20 protein-coding genes are annotated in these 23001 nt (G+C 42.7%); 4 read left to right on the forward strand and 16 right to left on the reverse strand.

Features of this window, described 5'->3' with window-relative positions; translation table 11 throughout:
* Positions 1–33: 33 nt before the first annotated feature.
* Entirely contained in the window at positions 34–2595 is a 2562-nt protein-coding gene (locus tag BTO09_RS05430; RefSeq protein WP_087523801.1) for a hypothetical protein, read from the reverse strand.
* Positions 2596–2777: 182 nt separating this feature from the next.
* On the opposite strand from BTO09_RS05430, the gene BTO09_RS05435 reads away from it, so the two are divergent.
* The gene (locus BTO09_RS05435) at positions 2778–3830 is read left to right on the forward strand and encodes a ferredoxin--NADP reductase (RefSeq protein ID WP_087525494.1); all 1053 of its coding nucleotides are present in this window, start codon (positions 2778–2780) and stop codon (positions 3828–3830) included.
* Here the strand turns inward: BTO09_RS05435 and BTO09_RS05440 are convergent.
* From BTO09_RS05440 to BTO09_RS05455, 4 genes are all read right to left on the reverse strand, one after another.
* The gene (locus BTO09_RS05440) at positions 3827–4408 is read right to left on the reverse strand and encodes a TetR/AcrR family transcriptional regulator (protein ID WP_087523802.1); all 582 of its coding nucleotides are present in this window, start codon (positions 4406–4408) and stop codon (positions 3827–3829) included. The genes BTO09_RS05435 and BTO09_RS05440 overlap by 4 nt on opposite strands.
* A gap of 254 nt (positions 4409–4662) precedes the next feature.
* Complete coding sequence (locus BTO09_RS05445; RefSeq protein ID WP_232454997.1) at positions 4663–5694, reverse strand: glycosyltransferase family 9 protein; 1032 nt, start codon at positions 5692–5694, stop codon at positions 4663–4665.
* Between the two features lie 17 nt (positions 5695–5711).
* Positions 5712–6320 (reverse strand): DUF4254 domain-containing protein, encoded by a 609-nt coding sequence (locus BTO09_RS05450; RefSeq protein ID WP_087523804.1) that lies wholly within the window; start codon positions 6318–6320, stop codon positions 5712–5714.
* Positions 6321–6348: 28 nt separating this feature from the next.
* Complete coding sequence (locus BTO09_RS05455) at positions 6349–7272, reverse strand: hypothetical protein (protein WP_157663431.1); 924 nt, start codon at positions 7270–7272, stop codon at positions 6349–6351.
* Positions 7273–7310: 38 nt separating this feature from the next.
* Between BTO09_RS05455 and BTO09_RS05460 the strand changes: the two genes are divergently transcribed.
* Positions 7311–7547, forward strand: a complete 237-nt coding sequence (locus tag BTO09_RS05460; RefSeq protein ID WP_087523806.1) for a uracil phosphoribosyltransferase — start codon at positions 7311–7313, stop codon at positions 7545–7547.
* Here the strand turns inward: BTO09_RS05460 and purD are convergent.
* Complete coding sequence (gene purD, locus BTO09_RS05465) at positions 7539–8813, reverse strand: phosphoribosylamine--glycine ligase (protein ID WP_087523807.1); 1275 nt, start codon at positions 8811–8813, stop codon at positions 7539–7541. The genes BTO09_RS05460 and purD overlap by 9 nt on opposite strands.
* Before the next feature lie 127 nt (positions 8814–8940).
* On the opposite strand from purD, the gene BTO09_RS05470 reads away from it, so the two are divergent.
* Together BTO09_RS05470 and BTO09_RS05475 are read left to right on the forward strand one after the other, a co-directional pair.
* Positions 8941–10188 (forward strand): phenylacetate--CoA ligase family protein, encoded by a 1248-nt coding sequence (locus BTO09_RS05470; protein WP_369826905.1) that lies wholly within the window; start codon positions 8941–8943, stop codon positions 10186–10188.
* A complete protein-coding gene (locus BTO09_RS05475; protein ID WP_087523809.1) occupies positions 10181–11347 on the forward strand; it encodes a glycosyltransferase family 4 protein in 1167 nt (388 codons plus the stop codon). Before BTO09_RS05470 ends, BTO09_RS05475 begins: the two co-directional genes overlap by 8 nt.
* Here BTO09_RS05475 and BTO09_RS05480 read toward each other — a convergent pair.
* From BTO09_RS05480 to BTO09_RS05525, 10 genes are all read right to left on the reverse strand, one after another.
* A complete protein-coding gene (locus tag BTO09_RS05480; RefSeq protein WP_087523810.1) occupies positions 11341–12696 on the reverse strand; it encodes an undecaprenyl-phosphate glucose phosphotransferase in 1356 nt (451 codons plus the stop codon). The genes BTO09_RS05475 and BTO09_RS05480 overlap by 7 nt on opposite strands.
* Positions 12696–13685, reverse strand: a complete 990-nt coding sequence (locus BTO09_RS05485) for a UDP-glucuronic acid decarboxylase family protein (protein WP_087523811.1) — start codon at positions 13683–13685, stop codon at positions 12696–12698. The genes BTO09_RS05480 and BTO09_RS05485 overlap by 1 nt, the downstream gene beginning before the upstream one ends.
* Positions 13685–14995 carry a UDP-glucose/GDP-mannose dehydrogenase family protein gene (locus BTO09_RS05490; RefSeq protein WP_087523812.1) on the reverse strand — a complete coding sequence of 437 codons (1311 nt, stop codon included), beginning with the start codon at positions 14993–14995 and terminating at the stop codon, positions 13685–13687. Before BTO09_RS05490 ends, BTO09_RS05485 begins: the two co-directional genes overlap by 1 nt.
* An 8-nt stretch (positions 14996–15003) precedes the next feature.
* Entirely contained in the window at positions 15004–15762 is a 759-nt protein-coding gene (locus BTO09_RS05495; protein WP_087523813.1) for a WecB/TagA/CpsF family glycosyltransferase, read from the reverse strand.
* 135 nt (positions 15763–15897) lie between these two features.
* Entirely contained in the window at positions 15898–17334 is a 1437-nt protein-coding gene (locus tag BTO09_RS05500) for a radical SAM protein (protein WP_087523814.1), read from the reverse strand.
* Positions 17335–17395: 61 nt separating this feature from the next.
* Entirely contained in the window at positions 17396–18550 is a 1155-nt protein-coding gene (locus BTO09_RS05505; protein ID WP_087523815.1) for a hypothetical protein, read from the reverse strand.
* A gap of 21 nt (positions 18551–18571) precedes the next feature.
* Positions 18572–19651, reverse strand: coding sequence for a glycosyltransferase family 4 protein (locus BTO09_RS05510; RefSeq protein ID WP_087523816.1), 1080 nt, complete (start codon positions 19649–19651; stop codon positions 18572–18574).
* Positions 19644–20846, reverse strand: coding sequence for a hypothetical protein (locus BTO09_RS05515; RefSeq protein WP_087523817.1), 1203 nt, complete (start codon positions 20844–20846; stop codon positions 19644–19646). The genes BTO09_RS05510 and BTO09_RS05515 overlap by 8 nt, the downstream gene beginning before the upstream one ends.
* A complete protein-coding gene (locus BTO09_RS05520; RefSeq protein WP_087523818.1) occupies positions 20843–21607 on the reverse strand; it encodes a LamG-like jellyroll fold domain-containing protein in 765 nt (254 codons plus the stop codon). The genes BTO09_RS05515 and BTO09_RS05520 overlap by 4 nt, the downstream gene beginning before the upstream one ends.
* A complete protein-coding gene (locus BTO09_RS05525; RefSeq protein ID WP_157663432.1) occupies positions 21594–22844 on the reverse strand; it encodes an O-antigen ligase in 1251 nt (416 codons plus the stop codon). The genes BTO09_RS05520 and BTO09_RS05525 overlap by 14 nt, the downstream gene beginning before the upstream one ends.
* Between the last annotated feature and the right edge of the window lie 157 nt (positions 22845–23001).

The raw sequence follows: 23001 nt of genomic DNA on the forward strand, positions 1-23001 counted from the left end.
CTGGGCGTGATTTTTTGTCAGAAAACATAAGATTTAGTTTTGGGGGTTATCAGGATTCTCAGATTCTTGCTCCAAATAAGCCGCAAGATTCTTGTGTATTTGTATGATTTTGTAGTTGTCTCTGCTGATGCTAAAGTAGGCCGGCTTTAATTTGTATCGCTTGTTGTCCTTTAGGAGTTCACCAAAACCTAAAGCGCCTAATTTGCTGTCCAACCCGTGTACCACTACCAATTGTTGCTCCGGACTGTAATAATCTCTGGAAACACTCATCTGACGGTAATTCAGATAGTTAATGGCCGAACTGATCGTATCGTGAACTGCCTGCGCCGCCTCATTGTCGTTTATGTTAAAGCTGTAGACCAACTTAAAGGAATTGCTCGCATCATCATCAATAAAAGAGCTGTCCGCTAACCTTGGTATGGTCGTAGAATAGATGAACTGCGCTTTTTTACCTTCTTCGCTGTTGGGATAGTTCAGCGCGACAAAATTCAAGGCCTTCTTATAGGCTTCAAAACCATCTCTTCTACCCAAAGCCGTGGCTTTAAGTAATTCTAGCTTAGGAACTATCTCATTCCCGTTATAGACTGTGATATACGTATCGCAACCCGAAATCACCTCTTCGTATTTCGAGGCTTCAAATGCCTTGAAAAGCTGATTGTATTTATACTCCGGACTCGACTCGTCTGTAGCTAAAGCTGCATCCGGGTTATTGATGATCTCTGCATAACGAGAATCCGGATAATTGGCTGTAATATCGTTTTTATAATAGTCTCTTCGGCTTGCATTGCCAATTTCGTTATAGATCTTGTACAAATTGTATTTAGAAGGCAGTACCAAGCGTTCTTCTGGATTCTTGGTCAGCAAGGTCTCTAGGCGTTCGGCCGCCAAGGGATACTCTTTAAACTTTTCTTTGTAGATCAATCCCAACTGATAGTATGCAAAATTCCTGTCGGTGGTCAAGGTGTCGATCTTGCCTTGGTCTATAGGAATAGCAGACAAATAGGTTTCTGGCTTAAAGCGCGGATCTTCGCCTATAGAAAGGCCTGCAGATGCGATCTCTTCTGTATCTACACCGCCCACGGTATTCTTATCAGATCTTCTCCAATCATCTTCGAGCGCTCTATCTCCCCAACGTCTTCTGAACTCCTGTTTTCCATAGGCCACAGTTGTGGTGTTGTAAAAATAGAAGGCTCCGGCTTTAGAATTGTCTTCTTTACTGCCTTCAAAGAATTCGTTGTCCTTGAATTCATCGCCACCACTCTTGGCTCTATCTATGGAGTCTTGAATGGCGCGCGCTTTCAAGGCGTCTGTGTATTCGGTAAAATAAGCCAAACGCTCCTCCGGGCTCATGGCTACCAATCGCAAAATACTGTCGTTGGTGGTTGCGGTTAGTTCGTAGGCAATTACGTCATCTAGATTATCGCGTTTTTTCTTAAGGCGTCTGTACTCTAGTGTGTTCGGACGCATTTTCACCAAGGTGCTGTCGTAGTATGCTCCAGCCGTTTGATACTGGGCTCGGTCAAAGAAAATGGTTCCCAAGGTCACGTAGTTGCGCGCTTGCAAATAATCGTCTTGTTGGTTGGCTTTGATGGACTTATTGTAATACTCCATCGCTGTGGCGATACTGTCATTGCTCTGATGGTAGACCCCGATCTGATGATAGATCTTATCCAAAAAAGGACGGTTCTCTCGATTCTCTGCCAAATCGGTCAGCATTTCTAAAAAGAGTGTTTTGTCACCGTTCTCGTAATCAAAGTTCTTCGCCTTTTCGATGTAGGCATTGATCATATAAACTCTCGGCGTCTTGCGATTTAATGCAATAACCTCGTCAAAAGCCATATTAGCACTATCTGCAAATTGCAAGCGATTATAGATTTGCCCTTTTATGTAAAGCAAGCGCCCTTTGTTGTCATTATCTCGGGTATAATCCGCAGCAGTCTTAATGTACGGCAGTGCAGCCTCTAAGGTGTCTAGATTTATATACGCCTGCCCGATCATGGCCGAAGCCTCCGCCAGTTCTTCATCTTCTATTTCGCCGCGTTTGATCATGCGGTTCAGATCATCTATGGCGATCTCTTCGTTGTTGAGTCTGATGTTTGCCTTTGCTTTCCAGATCTTGGCAATGTTGATCTTGTCTCCGGTAGGATATTTTGAAAGCACATAATTAAATGCTTCCAATGCGGGAATGAATCGCTGATCGAAATATCTGGCCTTTCCCAAAAGAATAAAAGCTTCATCCATCTGCGGATTGCGCTCCTTCCCGTCTATGTACATGGAGTTCTTCTGGATCGCTTTGGCGGCCTTTTCTTCGGCCTTTTCGAAATTCGGATTCTTTGACTGCCCTGGTAGGCTCACATCTTCCAAAATCTCCAAGCGTTCTACGGGAAGAATTTCCCAGTAATTATCGCGATAAGTATCGGCAAGCGATTGGCGACCTTCGTCAAAGGCCACTTGTCCGTTGTATAGTTTATTGTATTCCGCGGCAACAGCGTTCAGGTTGCGGTTTACAAAACCGTCTTTCTTTGTAGAACAGCTAATAATGCATAAGCTGCAGATGAGTAACGCGCAGGCCCCGTAGAATCCCCGTTTGAGCATTGTGTAATTTTATATCAACTAAACTGAAAAAAGCCTGTTTTAGTATGCGTTTTTCCAGAGAAAGGTAAAAATACATTTCTTTTTCAATTATTGGGGGCTTAGCCTTAAAAAATGAGGCATTTCCACAGATTTCGATGTTTCATTTTGGCAGAATCGTTCGTACTTTTGCAAAAAAAATTGCCATGGCAGACTTTCATGAACTCAAAATAGCGGCCGTTGAACCACAAACAAGCACGGCAGTAAGTCTAAAATTTCAAGTACCCAGCACTTTAAGTGAAGCTTATCAATTTGTTGCAGGTCAGTACGTTAACCTAAGTTCCGTGATCAACGGTAAAGAGGTTAGACGCGCCTATTCCATTTGTAGCGCTCCCAGCAGCGGAGATTTGACAGTGCTGGTCAAGAAAGTTGAAAATGGGGTGTTCTCCACCTTCGCCAATGAGCAGCTTAAGGCGGGAGATCTCATAAAAGTGGCTACACCAGAAGGTAGATTCGTGCTTCCTCAGGCCGAATCGGGTCACTATTTATTTGTAGCCGCAGGAAGTGGAATCACACCAGTGCTTTCTATGATAACTGATTGCTTGCAAAATCGTCCAAACACCAAGCTGGTGCTGGTTTACGGTAATAGAAATCAAGACGGTACTATCTTCAAGGCTGAACTAGAAAACTTACAAGCTCAATTTCCCGAAAGGCTGCAGATCGAATGGATATACAGCCGCCAAGATGGAGACAGTTTCCACTTTGGACGCATAGATCGCAGTAAAATTGGTTATGTGATCAACAACAAATATCAAGACCAAAAATTCGATGAAGCCTTTGTTTGTGGCCCTGGAGACATGATCGATACTGTAATTGAAGCTTTGGCCGATTTCGGGATGCCACAAGAAAAGATTCACTTTGAGCGCTTTACTGTTTCTGCGGATGATGGAGAAGCTACCACTACCGAAGTTCCGGATGGAAATGCGGCCATTACTTTTGTTATTGACGACGAAAGCAACACCATTACAGCACCGAATTCGATCTCTGTACTCGATATAGCTCTAAAAAATGATCTGGATGCTCCTTATTCTTGTCAAGGAGGGATCTGTAGTTCGTGTATTGCTCGAGTGACTTCTGGTTCTGCAGAAATGCGCAAAAACCAAATCTTGACCGATAGTGAAGTTGCCGAAGGTTTGATCCTTACCTGTCAGGCGCATGCAACCTCTGCTCAATTAACCATTGATTACGACGACGTTTAGTCCAAAAGCCTCAAGGTCTGGCGCACAATAGCGTCCAAAGTTTCTTGTTCCTGTTCGGTCTTTAAGGCTACACGCATTCCAATTAAGGCATTGTAAATTGCTGCTGCTGTTTCCTTTGGATTCAGATCGGCACGCAGCTCGTTTTGATATTGCGCTTTTTTAATGGCCATTTCCCATGCCTTTTGCAGATCCCATTGATTCCCTCTCACTATGGCAGCAACATCTTCATCTACGGCAGCCATTTCTGTCGCCGCATTGACCAACATACATCCCCTGGGATGAAAATCGTCAATGTCTTGCTCAATTATCAGCGAAAAAATAGCTTCCAAGGTCTCTTTGATATCGGTTGCTGTTTCAATTAGATAGAGTTGTCTACCGATCACTCTTTTTCGGTATTGATGCAAAGACTTTAAATACAAATTGCGCTTGTCACCGAAGGTGTCATACAAACTCGATCTGCTCACCCCTAAATGTTCCACAAGATCGTTGGCGGAAGTGGCGTGATAGCCCTTTTTCCAGAAAAGCCCAACGGCTGCATCCAGTACATTTTCTACCTCAAATTGTTTGGTTCTCGCCATTTGCGAATGCGTTGCTTGAAAAACGGGGGTTTTTAGCGGTATTTCAAAGGTAGTAATTTATCGGAACATTTGTTCCAATTAATTTTAACTTACTGATTTTGTGTTGTTTAAGATTGTTGGAAGTCTGTGATGCAAAGTAAAGGTAGAACCTACCGAAACTCCTTGGAAAATAGCCATTATGGAACGATTGTTCCGTAATTAATTTGCTCGGAACAAACATTCCGAAATAACGCAACCAATTGATTATTAGCTGTTTAAATAATTTTGTTGATTAAGTCCACCACAGCCGTTGCGGGAATGGAATTTATGGCATTTTCATAGCCAGCAGGATGAGATTTTCCATAAACTGAGGTTGGAATGGCCGGGAACTTTTCCAGATCTGGAAGTAGACTATGCGCAGCATTTTGTCCAAAAGGAGCAAAGCCCAAATACGGATGCGTTACTCCCCAGAGTGTGACCACTGGAACCCCATAATTTGCCGCCAAATGTCCGTTGCCGCTGTCCATGGCTAGCATTAGATCTAAATTGGAGATCAACGCCAATTCTTCTTCGAATTTCAAGAGACCCGCAACAACAAGAACATGTTCCAAATCAGAAGCTAGTTCCAATAGCGAATCTCGCTCATTGGGAGCCCCGAAAAGCAATATCTTGGTTTTGCCCGTAGCATTTAGCCCTGACAAGACTTCGCGCATTTGGTCAGAACTATAGGTCTTTGCCGCGAAGGCCGCATAAGGTGCTACCCCAACGATCTTTCCTTTCCATGCCGCCAGCAATTCCATAGCAGGCTTGGGCATGGGCAGGCGATCTAAAGGAGAAAAGTCCTCTAACGAAACTGGAAATCCAAGGGCGTTAAAAACATCGGCATAGCGCTGATGCGATGTTTTTAATTGTGTCCAAGTTTTATTTGTAGGCTTGCAAAGGGCTTTCTTGGCAGCGCGATCTTTGTCTATGGCTGCGAGTGCAACTGCGCTGAAACTCAAAAAAGTCCGCAGTAATTTGGAGCGTAAAACATTGTGACAATCGGCAAGATGGGTTACTCCAAGCCCTTTGAGCTCAGCAGCTAATCGGCGCATGCCGAGCATCCCTTTATGGCTACCTTTTACTTCGGCAGCCTTAAAGTCTACATCCGGTATTCCATTAAAAATAGGTTGGTGGAATGCTTTAGAGACAACCGTGATCTGCGCACTTGGATAGGTTTGCCGTAAAACTTGTAGCGCGGGAACTAACATGGCTACATCGCCCATAGCCGACAGGCGAATAATGGCGATATGCATGTTCTTTTCCAAAAAAAGTGAGTTGAAGCTTACTTCTGTCCGCGAAGAACCGGATTGAGTTCGTCGTCATTGTACATTTTCATCTGCTTATAGACTTTCATGTACTTGTCTCCTGCAGCGATATCTTCTAGCAACTGGTCAATCGCCGTTGAAAGGTCAACGCGTTGTTCCAGTAAAACGTCTAGCTTCTTTTGACATGCAGCTCGATGTTCCGCTGAAGCGTCTTGGCGCTGTGCCTCCTCGTTCATGTGATAGATCTTTAAGGCCAAAATAGAAAGTCTATCAACTCCCCAAGCCGGACTCTCTGTATTGATACGCGCATCTGGCTTAGGCTCTACATCTTTGTATTTGTCTAAAAAATAGCTGTCTATGTACTCCACCATATCGGTTCTGTCTTGGTTAGAGGCATCGATCTTACGCTTGAGCTCCAAGGCGGCTACAGGGTCGATATTCGGATCGCGAATAATGTCTTCATAGTGCCATTGAACAGTGTCTATCCAGCATTTACGGTAGAGCAAATGAGCCAGCAGATCATCTTTTTCATTGTAAGGATTGTGGAAATCTTGGTCCACATTATCCAATACGTGATACTGCTTGATTACTTCTTGAAAAATAGGATTGGCCTTGGCAGAAAACATAGTTCAATTTTATGGCGACAAAGATACACTAAATGACCATTCTAGCTGCAAAAGGCAATAAAAGAAAGGCCCAAAGCAGGATTTCTGTGATAGGTCGCTGCTGATTGCGTTCTGTTAGGTTGGCCACCGCAACTGCTAGGGGAAAAACCAAGAATACCACTGAATTGTTGGTAGCTGGTTGCACACCTATGGCAATGATCCAGGCGACCGCTGCAGCCAAAACGATGAACAAAGGTCTTTTCTTACGGATCAGCATGATCTTTCGATAACCAAGCCAATAAAATGGAATCATAATAACTGTCAAAATCAGCAAATAAACTGTAGGCCAGGCTGTTTGCATATTCTTCCACTCCGATAGGTCAAAACGCCAATCTTGTAATTGGAAATACTGCGGAAATTGATCATTTACCAAAAAGAAGCCGGCTAAATAGATCATCCCAACGGCCAAAATTGCGAAAAAAGGAACCAGCCAATTGCGGTAATCTGAGGCGTCAAAGATCAAAACACCTAAAAATACTAAAAGCAAGTTGCCGCCAGCTCCATACCAGGCCAGAGAGGCAATGGCTATCCAAAAGGCCGCATCGAAGAGCTTTTTCTTGACTGATTTTAGACTTTGCAGGCTGATCAAGCGTCGAATTGCCATTAAAACAAGCACATGTGCGATCACTCCGGTGAGTTCGAGCTTAGATATGGCCAGCATGGATAATAGAAACACATAACCGAGCACTACGAAGGAATTCTTCTTAGATAATTCGTTCTTTCTAACAATAAAATCGACTAGTAAAACGCTGAATATCAACAATCCAGACATAGCAAGAAATTCCAGTACGGCCCAAAGTGTATATCCGCGCTTACAGGTGTAAAACCAATCGATCGCAAAAACGAGGAATAAATACAGGGAAACCCACAGAAAATTTAACGGTTTAGAAGTTGCGAAAATCCTTGTGAGCATCTAGAGAATTTGTAATTTTGTCAAGTAAATATAAAAATATGAGTTGGAGAGGTTTTTTTGAAGGAATTCAATCATTTTTTGAAAACGTAGCATTCGCACCTTATGAGTGGTTGCGTGCTCTAGAACTTGAAAACTGGTGGTTAGCCAACACCGTAACTTGGCTTTTTATCTTGGTTGGTTTTGTTGCTTTCTTCTACTGGATGAAGCAATTGCAGATCTTCAATCAGAACAACGAAGAAGACCGCAGCCAGGTTTCTCACTCATTCTTAGGATAAGTCAAAACCGATATCGGTTCTATAATACATCGTATCAAACTGTAGCTTAGCTGCATTTTGGTACGATTTTTTTAGCGCCTGTTTGTAATCATCTGCCAAGGCTGTTACTGCGATTACACGGCCCCCATTGGTCACCACTTGCCCGTCTTTTTCTGCTGTGCCTGCGTGAAACACTATCGCATCTTCTACCTTCTCTATACCTGTAATGGTCTTCCCTTTTTCATAGGCTTCCGGATATCCTCCTGAGACCAACATCACTGTGGTAGCTGCCTGTGGATTCACTTCAAAAGCAGTAGTGCCTAAAGTTTGTTTATCTGTTGCCAACAGTAAGTCAACCAAGTCCGATTGAATTCTCGGAATAACCACTTCGGTCTCCGGATCGCCCATGCGCACATTGTATTCGATCACTTTTGGGGAATCGCCAACTTTGATCAATCCTAAGAAAATGAAACCGCGATAGGTCAATCCTTCTTCCTTTAGGCCATTAACGGTTGGAATCACCACCTGATCCTCTACCTTTTTAAGAAAAGCTTCGTCTGCAAATGGCACAGGAGATACGGCTCCCATCCCTCCCGTATTCAGGCCGGTGTCGCCTTCGCCTATACGCTTGTAATCTTTGGCGTTGGGCAAGATCTTGTAGTCTTTCCCGTCGGTCAGGACAAAAACACTAAGCTCAATACCGTCTAGGAACTCTTCGATGACCACAGTGCTGCTAGCCGCCCCGAACTTTTGATTGGCCAACATATTTTCCAATTCTCGCTTGGCTTCGTCCAGGTCTTCTAAGATCAATACACCTTTTCCGGCGGCCAAACCGTCTGCTTTCAGCACATAAGGCGCATTTAAGGTCTCTAAGAACTGCTTTCCTGCTTCCAAGGTATCTGCGTTAAAACTCTGGTAGGCAGCTGTTGGAATGTTGTGACGTGCCATAAATCGTTTCGCGTAGTCCTTACTGCCTTCTAATTGGGCAGCTTCTTGTGAAGGCCCTACAACGGCTACCTCTTTTAACCTCTCATCGGCTTTGAAAAAATCGTATATCCCATCTACCAAAGGTGCTTCTGGGCCCACAACCACTAAGCCAATGCCCTCTTTTAAAACCAAGGCTTTGATACCTTCAAAGTCGCTGACACCTAAAGCTACATTGCTTGCAATTGTCGCGGTTCCCGCATTTCCGGGTGCCACAAACAATTGTTCACATTTTGGACTTTGGACTATCTTGTGGGCTAAGGCGTGTTCTCTACCTCCAGAACCGATGATAAGGATGTTCATTTTTGCTGATTTTGACCGAGGGACAAAAATAATTGTTTGTAAATTGACCTACTAATTTTTCGATTTGAATTTGTTCGATTTTACACTAAAAATCAAAGGTTTTCCACTAGAGAAAGCCCGCAAAAGCTTGCAGCAAATTCAATCGATCCCAATTGACATAAAAGCAGATTACCAAGCCCAAAAGTGTTTGGAGATCGCAAATTATCACCTGGCAAACACTCCGTTTTACAAGGCGCTAGTAGGTAAGGATTCCGTAGCAGATTTTAGCAGTTTACCCTTGCTCACAAAGTCAGATCTGCAACAGCCCTTAGCAGATCGTCTCAGCAGCCAATACAACACCAAAAATGTTTATGTGAACAAAACTTCTGGGTCTAGCGGGCATCCGTTCATCTTTGCGAAAGACAAATTTTGTCACGCCCTGACCTGGGCTTATATAATAGATCGCTTTGGTCTGTACCAGCTCGATTTCAACCGTTCGTATCAGGCCCGATTCTATGGAATTCCACTTAAATTTCCGGGCTATCACAAAGAGCGGCTCAAAGATCTGCTCAGCAAGCGCTATCGCTTTCCGATATTCGACCTCCAAGAGAAGGAGTTGGATAAGATCCTAAAACACTTTAAAAACAAGCGCTTCGAGTATATCAATGGGTATACCAGCTCAATAGTGCTTTTTGCAAAATACCTTAAAGCCAAAGACATAGTGCTCACCTCGGTTTGTCCGAGTCTAAGGCTTTGTATGGTAACCTCAGAAATGCTTTTTGATTCCGACAAAACCCTGATGGAACAACAGTTTGGAGTGCCTGTAGTCAACGAATATGGCGCCTCAGAATTAGACCTTATTGCCTTTACTACTCCCGATGGCAATTTTGGTTTAAACACGGACACCCTATATGTAGAAGTGGTGGACGATAGTGGCAAGGTTGTTCCTATGGGAACTCCCGGCAGGTTGGTTATTACGTCGCTTTACAACAAGGCACACCCCTTTATTCGTTATGATATTGGCGATCTGGGTGTGATTGCTTCGGATAAAAACGGGCGACCTTATCTCAAAGAGCTTATTGGTCGCACTAATGATATTGCGCACTTACCAAGTGGGAAAACGGTCCCAGGGCTCACCTTCTATTATGTGACCAAGAGCGTTATTGAAGATTCTGGCAAGGTCAAGGAATTTGTGGTAGTGCAACAAGACCTCAACCGCTTTAAAATACGCTATGTAAGCGCCCAGCCACTATCCGAAGCAGAGAAGAAAACCATGGAAAAGGCACTAGAAACCTACTTAGAGCCCGGCCTGATCTTAGCCTTTGAACACTGCCAGACCATTGTAAGATCGGCACGAGGGAAACTAAAACAATTCAGCAGCGAATACAATGGCTAAACACATCTGTATAGTAAGTAATTATTATCCTCCAGAAATGGGAGCTGCAGCTAATCGCATCCAGATCTTAGCCGAATCGCTACAGGCCAAAGGGATGCAGGTTACCGTACTTTGTCCGCTGCCCAATTACCCTTTTGGAGAGTTGTTTGAGGGCTACCCTAAAGCTGGGCCCTACACAGAGCAAATAAACGGTATCCGGACTGTTCGATTGAGCACTTTCGCCACCAAATCAACCAAGCCTTGGTTACGCTTTAAGGCCATGGGTGCCTTTGCAAAAAGTGTGAGCAAGCAATTGCGGCAACAGCATCCCTACGATATAGTGATCATACAGTGTTCGCCTTTGCTTGTGGGTTATCACAGCCTTAGAACTGCGAAAAAGTTAGGGTTAAAAGCAGTGATAAATATCTCTGACATTTGGCCGCTTGCAGCCGTGGAGCTCGGAGCCATGCGCAAGGGACTCATCTACGCTTGGATGCGTAAGATGGAAAAGTTCATTTACCGCCATGCAGATGCCATATTGGGGCAATCCAAAGAAATACTTACTCATGTGCAAAAAGAGGGCGCTACAGCCCCGCTATTGCTTTACAGAAACTTTCCGAGGGTGAGTGCGGCTTCTTTGTGTAAAACGCCAGTAAAAGACGTGAAAGTGGTCTATGCAGGCTTGCTAGGAGCCGCTCAAGGGATCTTAGAATTGTGCAAACAGATCGAATTACCTGCTAATTGGGAATTGCATATTTACGGACAGGGGAACGAACAAGAAGCTATAGCTTCTTATCTGAACGCCAACTCAAAATCCATCATTTATATGGGTTCCTTGACTAAGGAAGAGCTTCACGGCAAGCTTTCTGATTATCATCTGGCCCTGGCACCGCTTAAAACACGTATTTATGGCTCTGTACCGTCTAAATTGTTCGAACTGCCTCATTTTGGCTTGCCGGTGCTCTATCTAGGTGCTGGAGAAGGAGCGCAAGTGGTGCAACAATACAAGCTCGGTTGGAGTGTTTCTGGTTCCGATTGGAAGGCGATGAATGCGTTACTTGTGCAATTGGATGGAGACAAAAGTCAATGGCCTAGACCAGAGGAATTACAGCAAACTGCGCGTGAAAATTTTGTTCCAGAGCCGCAGCTTGAACGATTGGTAGCCCTTTTGGATCAGTAGGCTTTTTCGTCTCCGCGGATGGCATTGTAGACCGTTTGTACAATGATCTTAAGGTCTAAGAGCATGGACCAGTTCTCCAAGTAGAAAATGTCGAATTTTACCCGATTGATGATGTCTTCGTCTGTCTCTACTTCTCCGCGATAACCAGTTACCTGAGCCAGTCCGGTGATTCCTGGTTTAATGAAATGGCGCACCATGAATTTATCAATACGTTCGGCATACATATGGGTATGACTCACCATGTGTGGTCTAGGGCCAACCACAGACATTTCGCCTTTTAAAACATTGATAAATTGCGGTAGTTCGTCTATACTGGTTTTTCTAATGATGCGTCCTACACGAGTAATTCGCTGATCTCCCCGGGTTACCTGGTGTAGGTCTGCCATAGGGTTTGGGCGCATAGAACGAAACTTATAACAGAAGAATTCTTTGTAATCCAATCCGTTTCGTTTCTGTTTGAAAAACACAGGGCCTTTGGATTCTAGCTTGATAATAATTGCCAGTAGCGGGGTAAGCCAGCTCAGCAATCCAACAATGATTATCAAGGCTAACATAATGTCAAAGCTTCGCTTGATGAACAGATTGAACGGCTCCAAGATCGGGATTCGTCTTAAGGAAAGCACTGGCAAATATCCGTAGTAATTGTACTCCAAGCGTCTGGAGTAGATCTCCTTATTGTCAGGAACGAATTTTAAGATCTTGAGATTGTTGTCTGCAAAATCGACCAAACTACCCAGCTGGTCGTTGTCTAATTCTGCTATAGAAGAGTAGATCTCATCGATATTATTGGCCAGAACGAAATCGAAAACCTCTTGCATTTCTAGTTCTTCTCTAGCGCTGAAATCATAGGTCTTGATAAGCTGGTAGCCGTATTCCGGATTATCGGTAAAGAACTTGCGCAGCTGTTCTGTTTTTTGGTTAAGCCCTAAAATGATAACGTTCCTATAGTTACCTCCTACGAGTCGGTATCGCTTAAGCAAGTAGTAGATTGCGAGCTTAAAAGCGCCAATGACTCCAAACACCTTGGCGATATAGATCAGTACTTCTACAGGGTCTTGATCCATTTCGTTGTAAATGCCAAAAAAGGCAAATACGAGTAGCGTAAATAAAATGGATTGCAACCCTATTAAGGATAAGATCTTTACCACTTTGGTAAAACGGTAGATCTCGTAGAAATTCGATTTTACCGAGAGCACTATCCAGGCAAGGGAAACAAATACGATATAAGAATAATAGGCAGAATTATCTGAAAAGAATCCCTGCGCCAAGAAATGGATTGTTGCCAGATCTATAGCATACTGTATGGGTCTTATATAACCCGAATATCGACCACGTCTTGCAAATACCATTACTTGCGAATGTGCTTTGAGAAGTCTTTGTGTTCGCTTTTCAGCAATTCTTCAGGACTTAAGTTCTTAAAATAGTCATAGGTTTTAGCCATGCCAGTAGCACGATCTACTTTGGGCTCCCACCCGAGCACCTCACGAGCTCTAGCTATGTCTGGCTGACGTTGTAAAGGGTCGTCTGTGGGCAATGGCTTAAAAACGATCTTTTGATCGGTGCCTGTTAGTTTGATGATCTCTTCAGCAAAGTCAAGGATACTGATCTCGTCCGGGTTTCCAATATTTACAGGCAAGCTATAATCACTCAGCAACAATCTATACAAGCCTTCGATCTGATCGTCCACATAACAGAACGAACGCGTTTGGTGACCGTCGCCAAAGACTGTTAAGTCTTCGCCACGCAAGGCTTGTCCTATAAAGGCTGGGATCACACGTCCGTCATTGAGTCTCATTCGCGGCCCGTAGGTGTTGAATATGCGAGCGATTCTAGTTTCTAAGCCGTGAAAACGGTGGTAGGCCATAGTGATGGATTCCTGAAAGCGTTTGGCCTCGTCATAAACACCTCGAGGACCAATAGCATTAACATTTCCAAAATATTCTTCGCTTTGAGGATGTACTAAGGGATCTCCGTACACTTCACTGGTAGAAGCAATAAGTATTCGCGCTTTTTTCTCCTTGGCCAATCCCAAAAGATTGTGGGTTCCTAAAGATCCTACTTTTAAGGTTTGAATAGGGATTTTGAGATAATCTATCGGACTAGCTGGAGAAGCAAAATGCAGAATGTAATCCAATTGTCCAGGCACATAAACAAAGGTGGTCACATCGTGATGGTAGAACTCAAAACGCTCCTTACCAAAGAGGTGCTCTATGTTCTTGAGGTCGCCGGTTATAAGATTATCCATTGCCACTACTCTATAACCTTCTGCTATAAAGCGGTCGCACAGATGGGAACCTATAAACCCGGCAGCGCCAGTAATTAAAACGCGTTTCGCCATTAACTGATTTCTTTTCGGCCCACCGAAATATAGTGAAATCCTTCAAGAGCCATTTCATTGACATCGTACAAATTGCGTCCGTCAAAGATCACCGCTTGATTGAGATTGTTTTTTAGGGTTTCTAAGTTGGGAGTTCTAAAAATACTCCACTCCGTATTGATCACAAGAGCATCGGCATTTTCTGTAGCCTCATACATGGATCCAGCGAAATTAATCCTGTCGCCTACTTTAGCTTTTACATTCGGCATCGCCTCCGGATCGTAGGCAGTAATGGTTGCGCCCAATTCCAAAAGTGCCTCTATCATATATAAAGATGGAGCTTCTCGAATATCGTCGGTCTCTGGTTTAAAAGCTAAGCCCCAGAAAGCAAAATGTTTTCCAGCCACTTGATCTTTAAAATAACGTTTGATCTTGGGTATCATAGATACCTTTTGAGCGTCGTTAACATTGATTACCGCATCGAGTATCTCAAAATTGTATCCTGAGTCCTTGCCGGCTTTGTGGAGCGCCTTAACATCTTTAGGGAAACAAGAGCCACCGTAGCCTATACCAGGGAAAAGGAAGCGATTTCCAATACGAGAATCTGAACCCATTCCGGCGCGGACCTTGTCTACATCAGCACCAACAAGCTCACAATAATTTGCTACCTCATTCATAAAAGTGATCTTGGTTGCCAAAAAGGAGTTTGCCGCGTATTTGGTCAACTCTGCTGACTTCTCGTCCATCACAATAATCGGATTGCCCGAACGCACAAAAGGAGCATACAAGCGCTTCATTTCTTTTATCGCTGTTTCATCTGTCGCACCAACAACGATACGTTCTGGCTTCATGAAATCGTCAACTGCAAAACCTTCTCTTAAGAACTCAGGGTTAGAAACAACCGCAAAAGGAACCTCTGTCTGAGCGGCTATGGTTTTCTCAACCAATTCTGCAGTACCTACCGGCACCGTGCTTTTATCAACTATGATCTTGTAAGACTTAAGCTGTTTTCCAATATCTTCTGCTACCCGTAAAACATAAGAAAGATCGGCTGAACCGTCTTCGTCTTCAGGAGTAGGCAAGGCTAAAAATACTATATCTGCATGATCAAGACCTTCACTGAGTTCTGTAGTAAAACGCAAGCGTCCGGCTTTAATGTTTCTGTCAAAGATCACATCTAAATGTGGTTCGTAGATAGGAACCTCTCCGTTGCGCATCCGATTCACCTTATCAACATCGATATCTACGCAAAAAACATCGTTTCCGGTCTCAGCCAAACAGGTTCCGGTAACCAATCCTACATATCCTGTTCCAATTACAGCTATCTTCATTTAATTCTTTATTTTTTTGGGGATTCCCCCTTGAATTTCTCGGTTAAAACTAATACAATAAACTTAAAATTACCCACCAGATAACGTTTCCACATCCGACCTGGTTCTTGCAAAAATCTATAGAACCATTCTAGGCCAGATCTTTGCATCCAAAGTGGCGCGCGCTTGGTTATCCCAGCAACCACATCAAAACTACCTCCTACTCCCATGATCATATTTACATTGGCCAATGCTTCACGGTTTTGATACAGGAAGTTTTCTTTTATTGGAGATGTAATGGCCACAAATAAGATCTGTGCCCCGCTTGCGGCAATATCTTTTGCAATTTGAGGCTCTTCTTCTTTGGTAAAATACCCGTTTCTGTAACCCGCTACAAGACTTTCGCCATACTGCTTTTTATAAATAGCAGCTACCTTGCTAACCACCTCTTCCTTAGCTCCAAATAGGTAGATCTTGTATTGCTTCTGATGGGCTAGAGCCACTAGATTTGCCATTAGGTCTATGCCGGCTACGCGCTCCTTTAGGGGTTGTTTCAAGAACTTGGAAGCCCAAATTACCGCCTGTCCATCTGCATTGATAAGGTCAGAATTGTTCACACTCTCCCGCAGTTCGGGATCGGATTGCATTTTTACGATCTTCCCGGCATTGACGGCTACGTGATGGATCTGTTTCTGAGCACTGATAGCCTCATCCACCAAGGCAATGGTCTGATCCATATCCAGATCGTGAATCTGCGTATTAAGCATGTGGATTTTTCTGGCAGTCATGCAGTTCTCTTGTGGGCTCGCCGGCAAAAATACGAAAACAGTGGTAGCTGAGCAGTATAAATCAGAAGGAGTTGCATTAAGGACGCGACAACATGGTAAAACCATAGAAAATCGGCCAGTTTAGCCTTGCAAAATTTACATTACCCCGTCGAAGGCTCGGGCGGCCTCATTGAGCTTTTTAGAATTGATCTGATGAACAACTTTTATGATCCCTTTCTTATATTTCAAATATGCTCGAGAACGGTAGAGATGATTAATTTGTCGAGCGTAGACCTGCTTGCGTTCCTCGGCAGTGAGTTCATCAATAATTGGCGTCTGATCATACATTTGGAAGCGACACAATTTGATACGCTCAAAACAATGTGCGTTCTTCTTTAGAAATTCTAAGGTTTGCTTTAAATCTGAGGCCTTCTCGTGGCGATAACCAATAAACATAGTTGCTCTTAAGCTGATCCCTGCCGCATACACATCATTTACGAACTGATCCAATCGCGCCACAGTGGTTCCTTTTTGCATATCGTCCAATAGAGGCTGTGAAGCAGTTTCAAGTCCAAAAGAAATACGAGTCAATCCTGCCTTTTTGGCCTTCATTAAAGTTTCTCCATCGAGCCCGTTGCGCTTTCTATTGTCAACATGAACGGAACAGAACCAGATCGGATCATCTACAATTTGAGGAAGACCATCAATAACGCTATTCCAAACCTCAACATTGGAATTCATTTTAAGATCGGTAAATGCGAAAATATTAGTTCCTACTTGTTCACTTAGAGCTTTGAGATCTGCCAATACCTTTTCAGAAGATTGTGAGCGATACAAACGCCCGTTGACCAAAACCACATCGCTGCAAAAGTTGCATTTACCCCAACTGCAGCCGCGACCTGACATATAAGGGATTATTCTGTTCGGGTACTTATCCCAAGGAAAATCACGATAATCGGGAACGGGCAATTGTTCCAGGTGTTTGAAAATATATGCGTTGCTTACTGCGGATTTTTCTCGGGAATACACCCCAGGATATTTGTAAATATCCTCACCTTGAAAATAATCATGGAGAAGTTTGCCTAGATAATCATCGATCTCGCTGCCGACCACAAACTCCACTCCATCTATGCTTAAAAATTGATCCACATGAGATTGAAGATTAAAGGCGGGGCCTCCGACAATGACCGGTATTCCTCTGCGCGTCGCTTCTGCAACGACTTTTTTACAAATGCTAAAATTCTCTGTATAGGTTGAGATAAGCAAAAGATCTGTATCTGAATGCAATCGGTTTATAACAAAATTGGAGAGCTTACTTTTGTTCAGTATCCTTTCCTTGACGAAAGGAAACTTCTCTGCCTGCATAATGGCCCAACGGACCGGCTTTCGCTGGCTAAAAATCAAACGTGCTTTGTAATAATCGATCTTGGTCTCTACCTTTTCGCGTTCACGATATTTAATGCCATTGCTCAACGGGCTTATAAACTCCAAATCAAAACCGGCATCGCGAATATATCGAGCCACCAAACCCATAGAAATGGTTGGGTAGTAGGAGAAATTATTGAGGTCAACTAAAGTGATGCGTTTTCCCATACAGGAATGATTAATGAATTAGCTCTCTGAAGTTAACAAAGAAATTCGAATATCCTGCGAATCAAGATTTCTGTGTTGTGATGGCAAGCTTAACAAATAGCAGGAAAAGCGGAATACTGGTGTATATAAAAAAGTTGCCAGCGAAAAGAACCATAAGCCCAAGGATTAAAAAATAGGCCAATTGGGGCCAGGTGAGCTTAAAATCAAAGTAAGTCTTTAAATACGTGAAAAGATAGATCAGCCCGCCAAAGAATCCCCAGAAAAAGAAAAGGTCAATTAAATCGAGTTGAGAACGCAAGGAGAAATCCGAAACACCTCCAAAGAAATAGTTACTCCACTGCCAATTGTCGGTGACATAAGGCAAGGTCTGATTGACCAATAACTGATCGCGATAGGAAAGTAAAGCCGCCCAAAAACCTTCTTGTTCTCTAATCTGAGCAAATTCTGGAACCTGATAAAGTAAAATATACAGGGCTCCAAGCAAACAAAGCGCGCCGGCTGGCAACAAGAATTTCCAATACTTCTTGTAATGATCAAATAATATCAAGAATCCGAACAATACCATACCCAGATACAAACTCTTGGTTCCGGCTAAAACACTTCCCGCCACGACTACCCAAAAACGCCATTGCTTTAATGCTGCTATCCCATAGTGAAAATAGTAGTATCCGAGAGCTGCAAAAAAAGCATATGAAGCTGTGGCAGAGGTTACCAAAAAACCGTTGTAACCAAAACGATCGCCCATATAGGTATGAACGACATACCAATCGGCAAGTATTCCCGCCAAAACAAACGCTAGATTTATAACAAAAAACCACTCAAAGAGCATGAGGAATGTTTGAACACCGCGCTTATCTGTAGGGTAGCTTGCAAAAAATCCGAAGAACACTAAAGGCAGCACAAAACGACCAAAGGTCAACCAATTGGAATAGGCGAAAGCTGGATCTAAAGTGAATTGACCTATTAAAAAGGTGCCAAAAAGCGAAGCGAGTAAGAAAATAAGCCGTTTGCTCGACTTATAATTCAACAATAGACCAAAGAGCATGACAATCAAAACAACACCCTTGAAACCCTTTTGAAAATCGCTTGTATTATTTGAATATCGTAAGTATTTCGAATAGAATTCTATAACTATAAAACTCACCAAAACAAAAAGCAAAGCCCAGCGCTTTAAAAAAGTACTTATAGAAATTCTTTGTAGATGATTGCTCTGCATAATTGCGTTCAACTGCTATGTTCACAAATCAAGAGCTTTTGCTATGATCTGCTCGGCATAAGAAACATCGTATTGTTTAATCTTTTCTGAGGTGTGCATCATGGCTCTAACTACCTCTTTTTGCTGGTAACAGTACACCAGTTTTTGTGCGAGATCATTGACGTCTTGGGCTTTGAATAAAACTTTATTGTCAAAATCTTCTAACAGGTTCTTGTTTTCTTTTATATCTGAGGATAAGATAGCCATTTTAGCGGCTATGGCTTCTTTTAAAACAATGGGTGAATTCTCAAAATACGATGGAAAAACAAAAACCGAACTGCGTTTGAATTGCTCGAATTTTTGCGGTCCCATTTGTGGTCCATGAAACTGAAAATGGGTCAAATCGTGCTGTTTAATTTTGCTGCGGATCTGCGCCTCAAATAGCTCGTTTTCAAAAGCGCCCAACACTTCTATTTTCAAACCTTTAAGCTGATCTTTAGCTAGAATGACTGCATCGACCAAGGTTTCAAAACCTTTCTTTTCTGACAATCTGCCAACATAGAGGAACTTGTGCTCTTTCTTATCGATATGATTCTCAAAATCATTGTAAGTCACAAAATTCTCGAGTACAACTAGCTTCTCTGGTCTTATGTACTTTGAATAAAATCGTTTGTGGTGTTTTTCAGAAAGAACAAAAACAACATCTCCTAAACCAACGATCTTGGTGAAAAGCTTGAGTTTAAACCCACTTAAGAAAAGATCGCCACTTGTCTTAGCGTGCAAATGTACCACTAGCTGGCCGGACTTGAGCTTCAACAATAATATATAAACGGCCTCCCTTAGAAAAGAGATATTGGGCACCACAAAGACATTGGCAATTGCAATTCGGTTCTTAAGAATAAAGGCCAAGAATTTAGCAATATTCTTAATGAAATGGACCAATTCACCCAAACCTTTACGCTTATAAAGATCTGCATTAATGCTTTTCTTGGAGTTGTCTAGGGTTATGATTTCACTATCCGGGGCCAAGCGCTTTACAATCTCTTGTGCGCGGATATTTGCTAAAGCAACACCGCCGACCGGGGGCGGTAAAGGTCCTATGAACGCGATCTTCTTAGCCAAAGTGAAATTTGCCTTTTAGATGTTTTATATAAATAAAAGCCAAGAAAGCAAACAGCCAATAACTAGCCAAGGCTCGAACTGCAAATCCGTTACTAATTGCCGAGGTAAGCAAATAGCCAACAATTAACACTACAAAGAGGATGTGATTGCGCTTTACTAAAAACAGCAGGGAAACAATCAGCAATAAAAAAACCAAAAGATAAATCGCCCCATTCTCAACAAAAAAGGTCAGGTAATCGTTGTGAGAGCCTTTGGTATCATACCACCACTCCGTGGTTCTTACATAGTCAGCTCCCCGACCGCGACCAAAGAGGTATTCTGTGAATGAATAGTCCTTTAAAATTTCAAATTTCTTGGTATACATGGTGAGTCGTCCAGAAGAAAATCTGTCGAAATCAAAACCCTTTAAACTCGGTATTAGACCCAATAACAGTAATGGAGATAAGGCTATCAACCGTACATAGGTGTTTTTAATGAAGTCGTCTCGCAAATAAAGGGCAACAGCAATATATAGCATATAGAATACCATAATTGTTCTTACACCATATCCAAAGGTTAAAAAGGCAAAGCTCAATCCAAAAAAGGAAATTAAAACAAAGATGTTCTTTCTCAGAAAATAAGACAGCACTACAAAACAGATGGTCAGCACATAACTGTGGGTGTGCAAGCCCGAGAAATATACGGGCAATCTGTAAGCGCCGCGATTAAAACTCTGATTGAAAAAGACCAGGGCAAAAACAATAAGAACACTAAAAAATACCAAAGCTCTTTTAAGCAACACTTCCATGTCCTTGTCAGTTCGTTTGTAGTGCACTACTAAAACGCAGAAAAACAATATAGGAGCTGCAATTTTCAAGGTGTATTTAATGGAGCCCAAGAAATCGGCCTCGGAGGTCAACATGGTCACCAAATTTAGTCCTAACATAATTCCGATGAGCAGCAGTGGTAAACGCAAAACACCCAATGATCTATAACTCAATGCCAGATAGGTGCCCATGGCTGGCAGGAGCAAGAATTCTATCATTTCTGAGGTATTCTTTGGCAGGCCAAGCGGGTTGAATTTTAAATAATTAGGCATCAAATTTCTGAGCCACCACCCGAGTTCAACATTGAGGTATGAAAACAAGAACTTCAATGCCATCAAGGCAATGATAAGCCCAAAAAGCTTAGTGTATATGTCTATTCGTTTACTCAATTTTCGAGTTTAAATTTACTCAATTCAAACGCATCGTTGAAGGGTGCAATATTTGAGTAGTTGTTTACGCTGAGCGAATAGATTTGATCTTCTGTGAGTACTTGATTGAACATGTCAAGATTGCGAAGATTTCCGACATATTGATTGACAAAATCTCCAGAAGTATTCAACACTCCAAGAAGTAATTCATTAGTGTCTAACTCAAAATCCTCCTTAAAATCGAACTCCTGATAAAGTTCTGCATTGACATAAATAGCAATCTTACCTCCTTGTTTGTTCATCGAAAAAAAGTAATAGCGCCCCATCTCTAAACGAGGTAGATCGAAATAAGTTCTCGAGGGTTCGTTCCCTAGGGTATTGTCTTTAGCGCTAAAGTTATGACTGTTCAAGCTACCGCCAATTCGGAATCCGCTGAAGCCGATACTTAAATGCTTATATGACCGGTGGGTATCTACCGCTCTGAGCACAGTCTGAGTACGTCCGCCCACGTCTGAAGTAAGTCGAAACCAAAAAGAAATGTTCATTTCTCGCTCTAACCCACTTAGAGAATCTATGCGCAACCAAGAGGGTTCGGCCAAGCTGTCGAAAGTAGCTCCTTTTTGATCAAAATTAACCGCCTGCGATCTCAGCTCGGCTTTTTCTGTTAATGTATAGGAATATAGTGATTCTGGAACCTCGACCAATTTTCGCATCCTTTTCTCATGGCTACATGCACCAAGGCTTAAGGTAAAGACTACAATTAAAAGCTTAAACCTGCTCATCAGTAGAAAATTTACTTCCAAAAATCAACATGACCAACAAAAGGTAAAAGGAAATTCCCCAAGAGCGCTCTAAAATAGATTCGGTGAGACCGGCCATGATAAAACTAAAGGCAAAAAACAGCAGTATAGGATGACCCCAAGCTGCCCGAATCAACACGATCAACAAAGCCAAAAAGACTAATCCTCCTAGAAGTCCAAAGGTGCTCAAATATTCAAGAAATTGATTGTGGGCGTTGTAGTTGGCGTTGTATGCCACACTGTCTCGGTTGTCATAATAAGCTGCTTTTCGGTAGGTGTCTTCGGCTGCGGTCCCAGGCCCCAATAAGGGAAACTGTTTGAATACCACAATTGAGGCGCCAAAACGCTCAAATCGACCGTCTTTCTTACTAAAAATGGTCTCTGATTCAAAGAGGTTTATGCTTTTAAAAATACGATCCCGCAGAAAATTATGGTCTTGCCAATAAGCCAGTGACCCCGCAGTTATAACAACAGCCGCCCCTAACACTATTAAGGCATACCGCTTGGTGTAAATCATATAAGCAAAAGTTCCAATCACAAGCGTAACTGTAGCAGTTCGGGCTAAAAGATTGAACAAAAACAAAAGCAGGATCGCAGCCCAAATAAAATAGAGCAGCTTAGCTTTTTTAGTCGTGCTTCTAACAAACTCGGTGATCAAAAAGAAAATGGCTATAGCCGTGAACATCCCCAAATAAGGTGTATGGATATCAATTCTGCCCGAGAGTTCGTGATAGGCGAACCTTGGAGTAAACAGATCGCCTAAATCATAACCCGTGCTATACATTTCTGCCAGCGTTAAGCTCCAACAGATTAGGGCAGCTGCCAAGCATCCAATAGCCAGGGCATAAACTAATCGCTTTAGGTACGCACTAAAGAAGCCCGGAGCATACAATACGGCTGGGATAATCAAGGCCAGAGGCACCAATCGGCCCAGATCTTTAAACCCAGCGGCAGGCTCGGTAGTGTAAAGACATCCGATAAGGGTAATTAGCAATGGTCCTACTAGAAGCAAAAACAATGGGAATCGTCGCTTCAATATAGTTAAGAGCTCCTTCGGATCGTTAAGTAAAATCTTCAGTGTGAATCCAATGAAGAAAACCGTAAACAACAGGTTATTGACAAATAGATTAAGCGGCAATGAAACAATCGAACCCAAAAGCAACCACTGCAATACAGTATCGTTTAAAAAGCGATTGTAAAGGGTTAGTATCGTATTCAAATTTATTGAGTCGCTGCTTAATTGCTTACTAGATGCACATTTTTACGAAAGGTTGTTTGCCATAGGCAAGAATTCCGCAATGCTGGGTCAAATGTAGTCAATTGTATATGGAATTCTAAAAATGGCAAGCAAATCGTTGCTGCCACAAATTTGAGTA

It is taken from the genome of Gilvibacter sp. SZ-19 (assembly GCF_002163875.1).
Taxonomy (GTDB): Bacteria; Bacteroidota; Bacteroidia; order Flavobacteriales; family Flavobacteriaceae; genus Gilvibacter.

Bases quoted from the DNA above. Each gene is read 5' to 3' on its own strand.
- BTO09_RS05430 (WP_087523801.1), bottom strand. From the start codon at position 2,595: ATGCTCAAACGGGGATTCTACGGGGCCTGCGCGTTACTCATCTGCAGC.
- BTO09_RS05495 (WP_087523813.1), bottom strand. From the start codon at position 15,762: ATGACTGCCAGAAAAATCCACATGCTTAATACGCAGATTCACGATCTG.
- BTO09_RS05490 (WP_087523812.1), bottom strand. From the start codon at position 14,995: ATGAAGATAGCTGTAATTGGAACAGGATATGTAGGATTGGTTACCGGA.
- BTO09_RS05480 (WP_087523810.1), bottom strand. From the start codon at position 12,696: ATGGTATTTGCAAGACGTGGTCGATATTCGGGTTATATAAGACCCATA.
- BTO09_RS05520 (WP_087523818.1), bottom strand. From the start codon at position 21,607: ATGAGCAGGTTTAAGCTTTTAATTGTAGTCTTTACCTTAAGCCTTGGT.
- BTO09_RS05500 (WP_087523814.1), bottom strand. From the start codon at position 17,334: ATGGGAAAACGCATCACTTTAGTTGACCTCAATAATTTCTCCTACTAC.
- BTO09_RS05435 (WP_087525494.1), top strand. From the start codon at position 2,778: ATGGCAGACTTTCATGAACTCAAAATAGCGGCCGTTGAACCACAAACA.
- BTO09_RS05460 (WP_087523806.1), top strand. From the start codon at position 7,311: ATGAGTTGGAGAGGTTTTTTTGAAGGAATTCAATCATTTTTTGAAAAC.
- BTO09_RS05505 (WP_087523815.1), bottom strand. From the start codon at position 18,550: ATGCAGAGCAATCATCTACAAAGAATTTCTATAAGTACTTTTTTAAAG.
- purD (WP_087523807.1), bottom strand. From the start codon at position 8,813: ATGAACATCCTTATCATCGGTTCTGGAGGTAGAGAACACGCCTTAGCC.
- BTO09_RS05455 (WP_157663431.1), bottom strand. From the start codon at position 7,272: ATGCTCACAAGGATTTTCGCAACTTCTAAACCGTTAAATTTTCTGTGG.
- BTO09_RS05485 (WP_087523811.1), bottom strand. From the start codon at position 13,685: ATGGCGAAACGCGTTTTAATTACTGGCGCTGCCGGGTTTATAGGTTCC.
- BTO09_RS05440 (WP_087523802.1), bottom strand. From the start codon at position 4,408: ATGGCGAGAACCAAACAATTTGAGGTAGAAAATGTACTGGATGCAGCC.
- BTO09_RS05450 (WP_087523804.1), bottom strand. From the start codon at position 6,320: ATGTTTTCTGCCAAGGCCAATCCTATTTTTCAAGAAGTAATCAAGCAG.
- BTO09_RS05475 (WP_087523809.1), top strand. From the start codon at position 10,181: ATGGCTAAACACATCTGTATAGTAAGTAATTATTATCCTCCAGAAATG.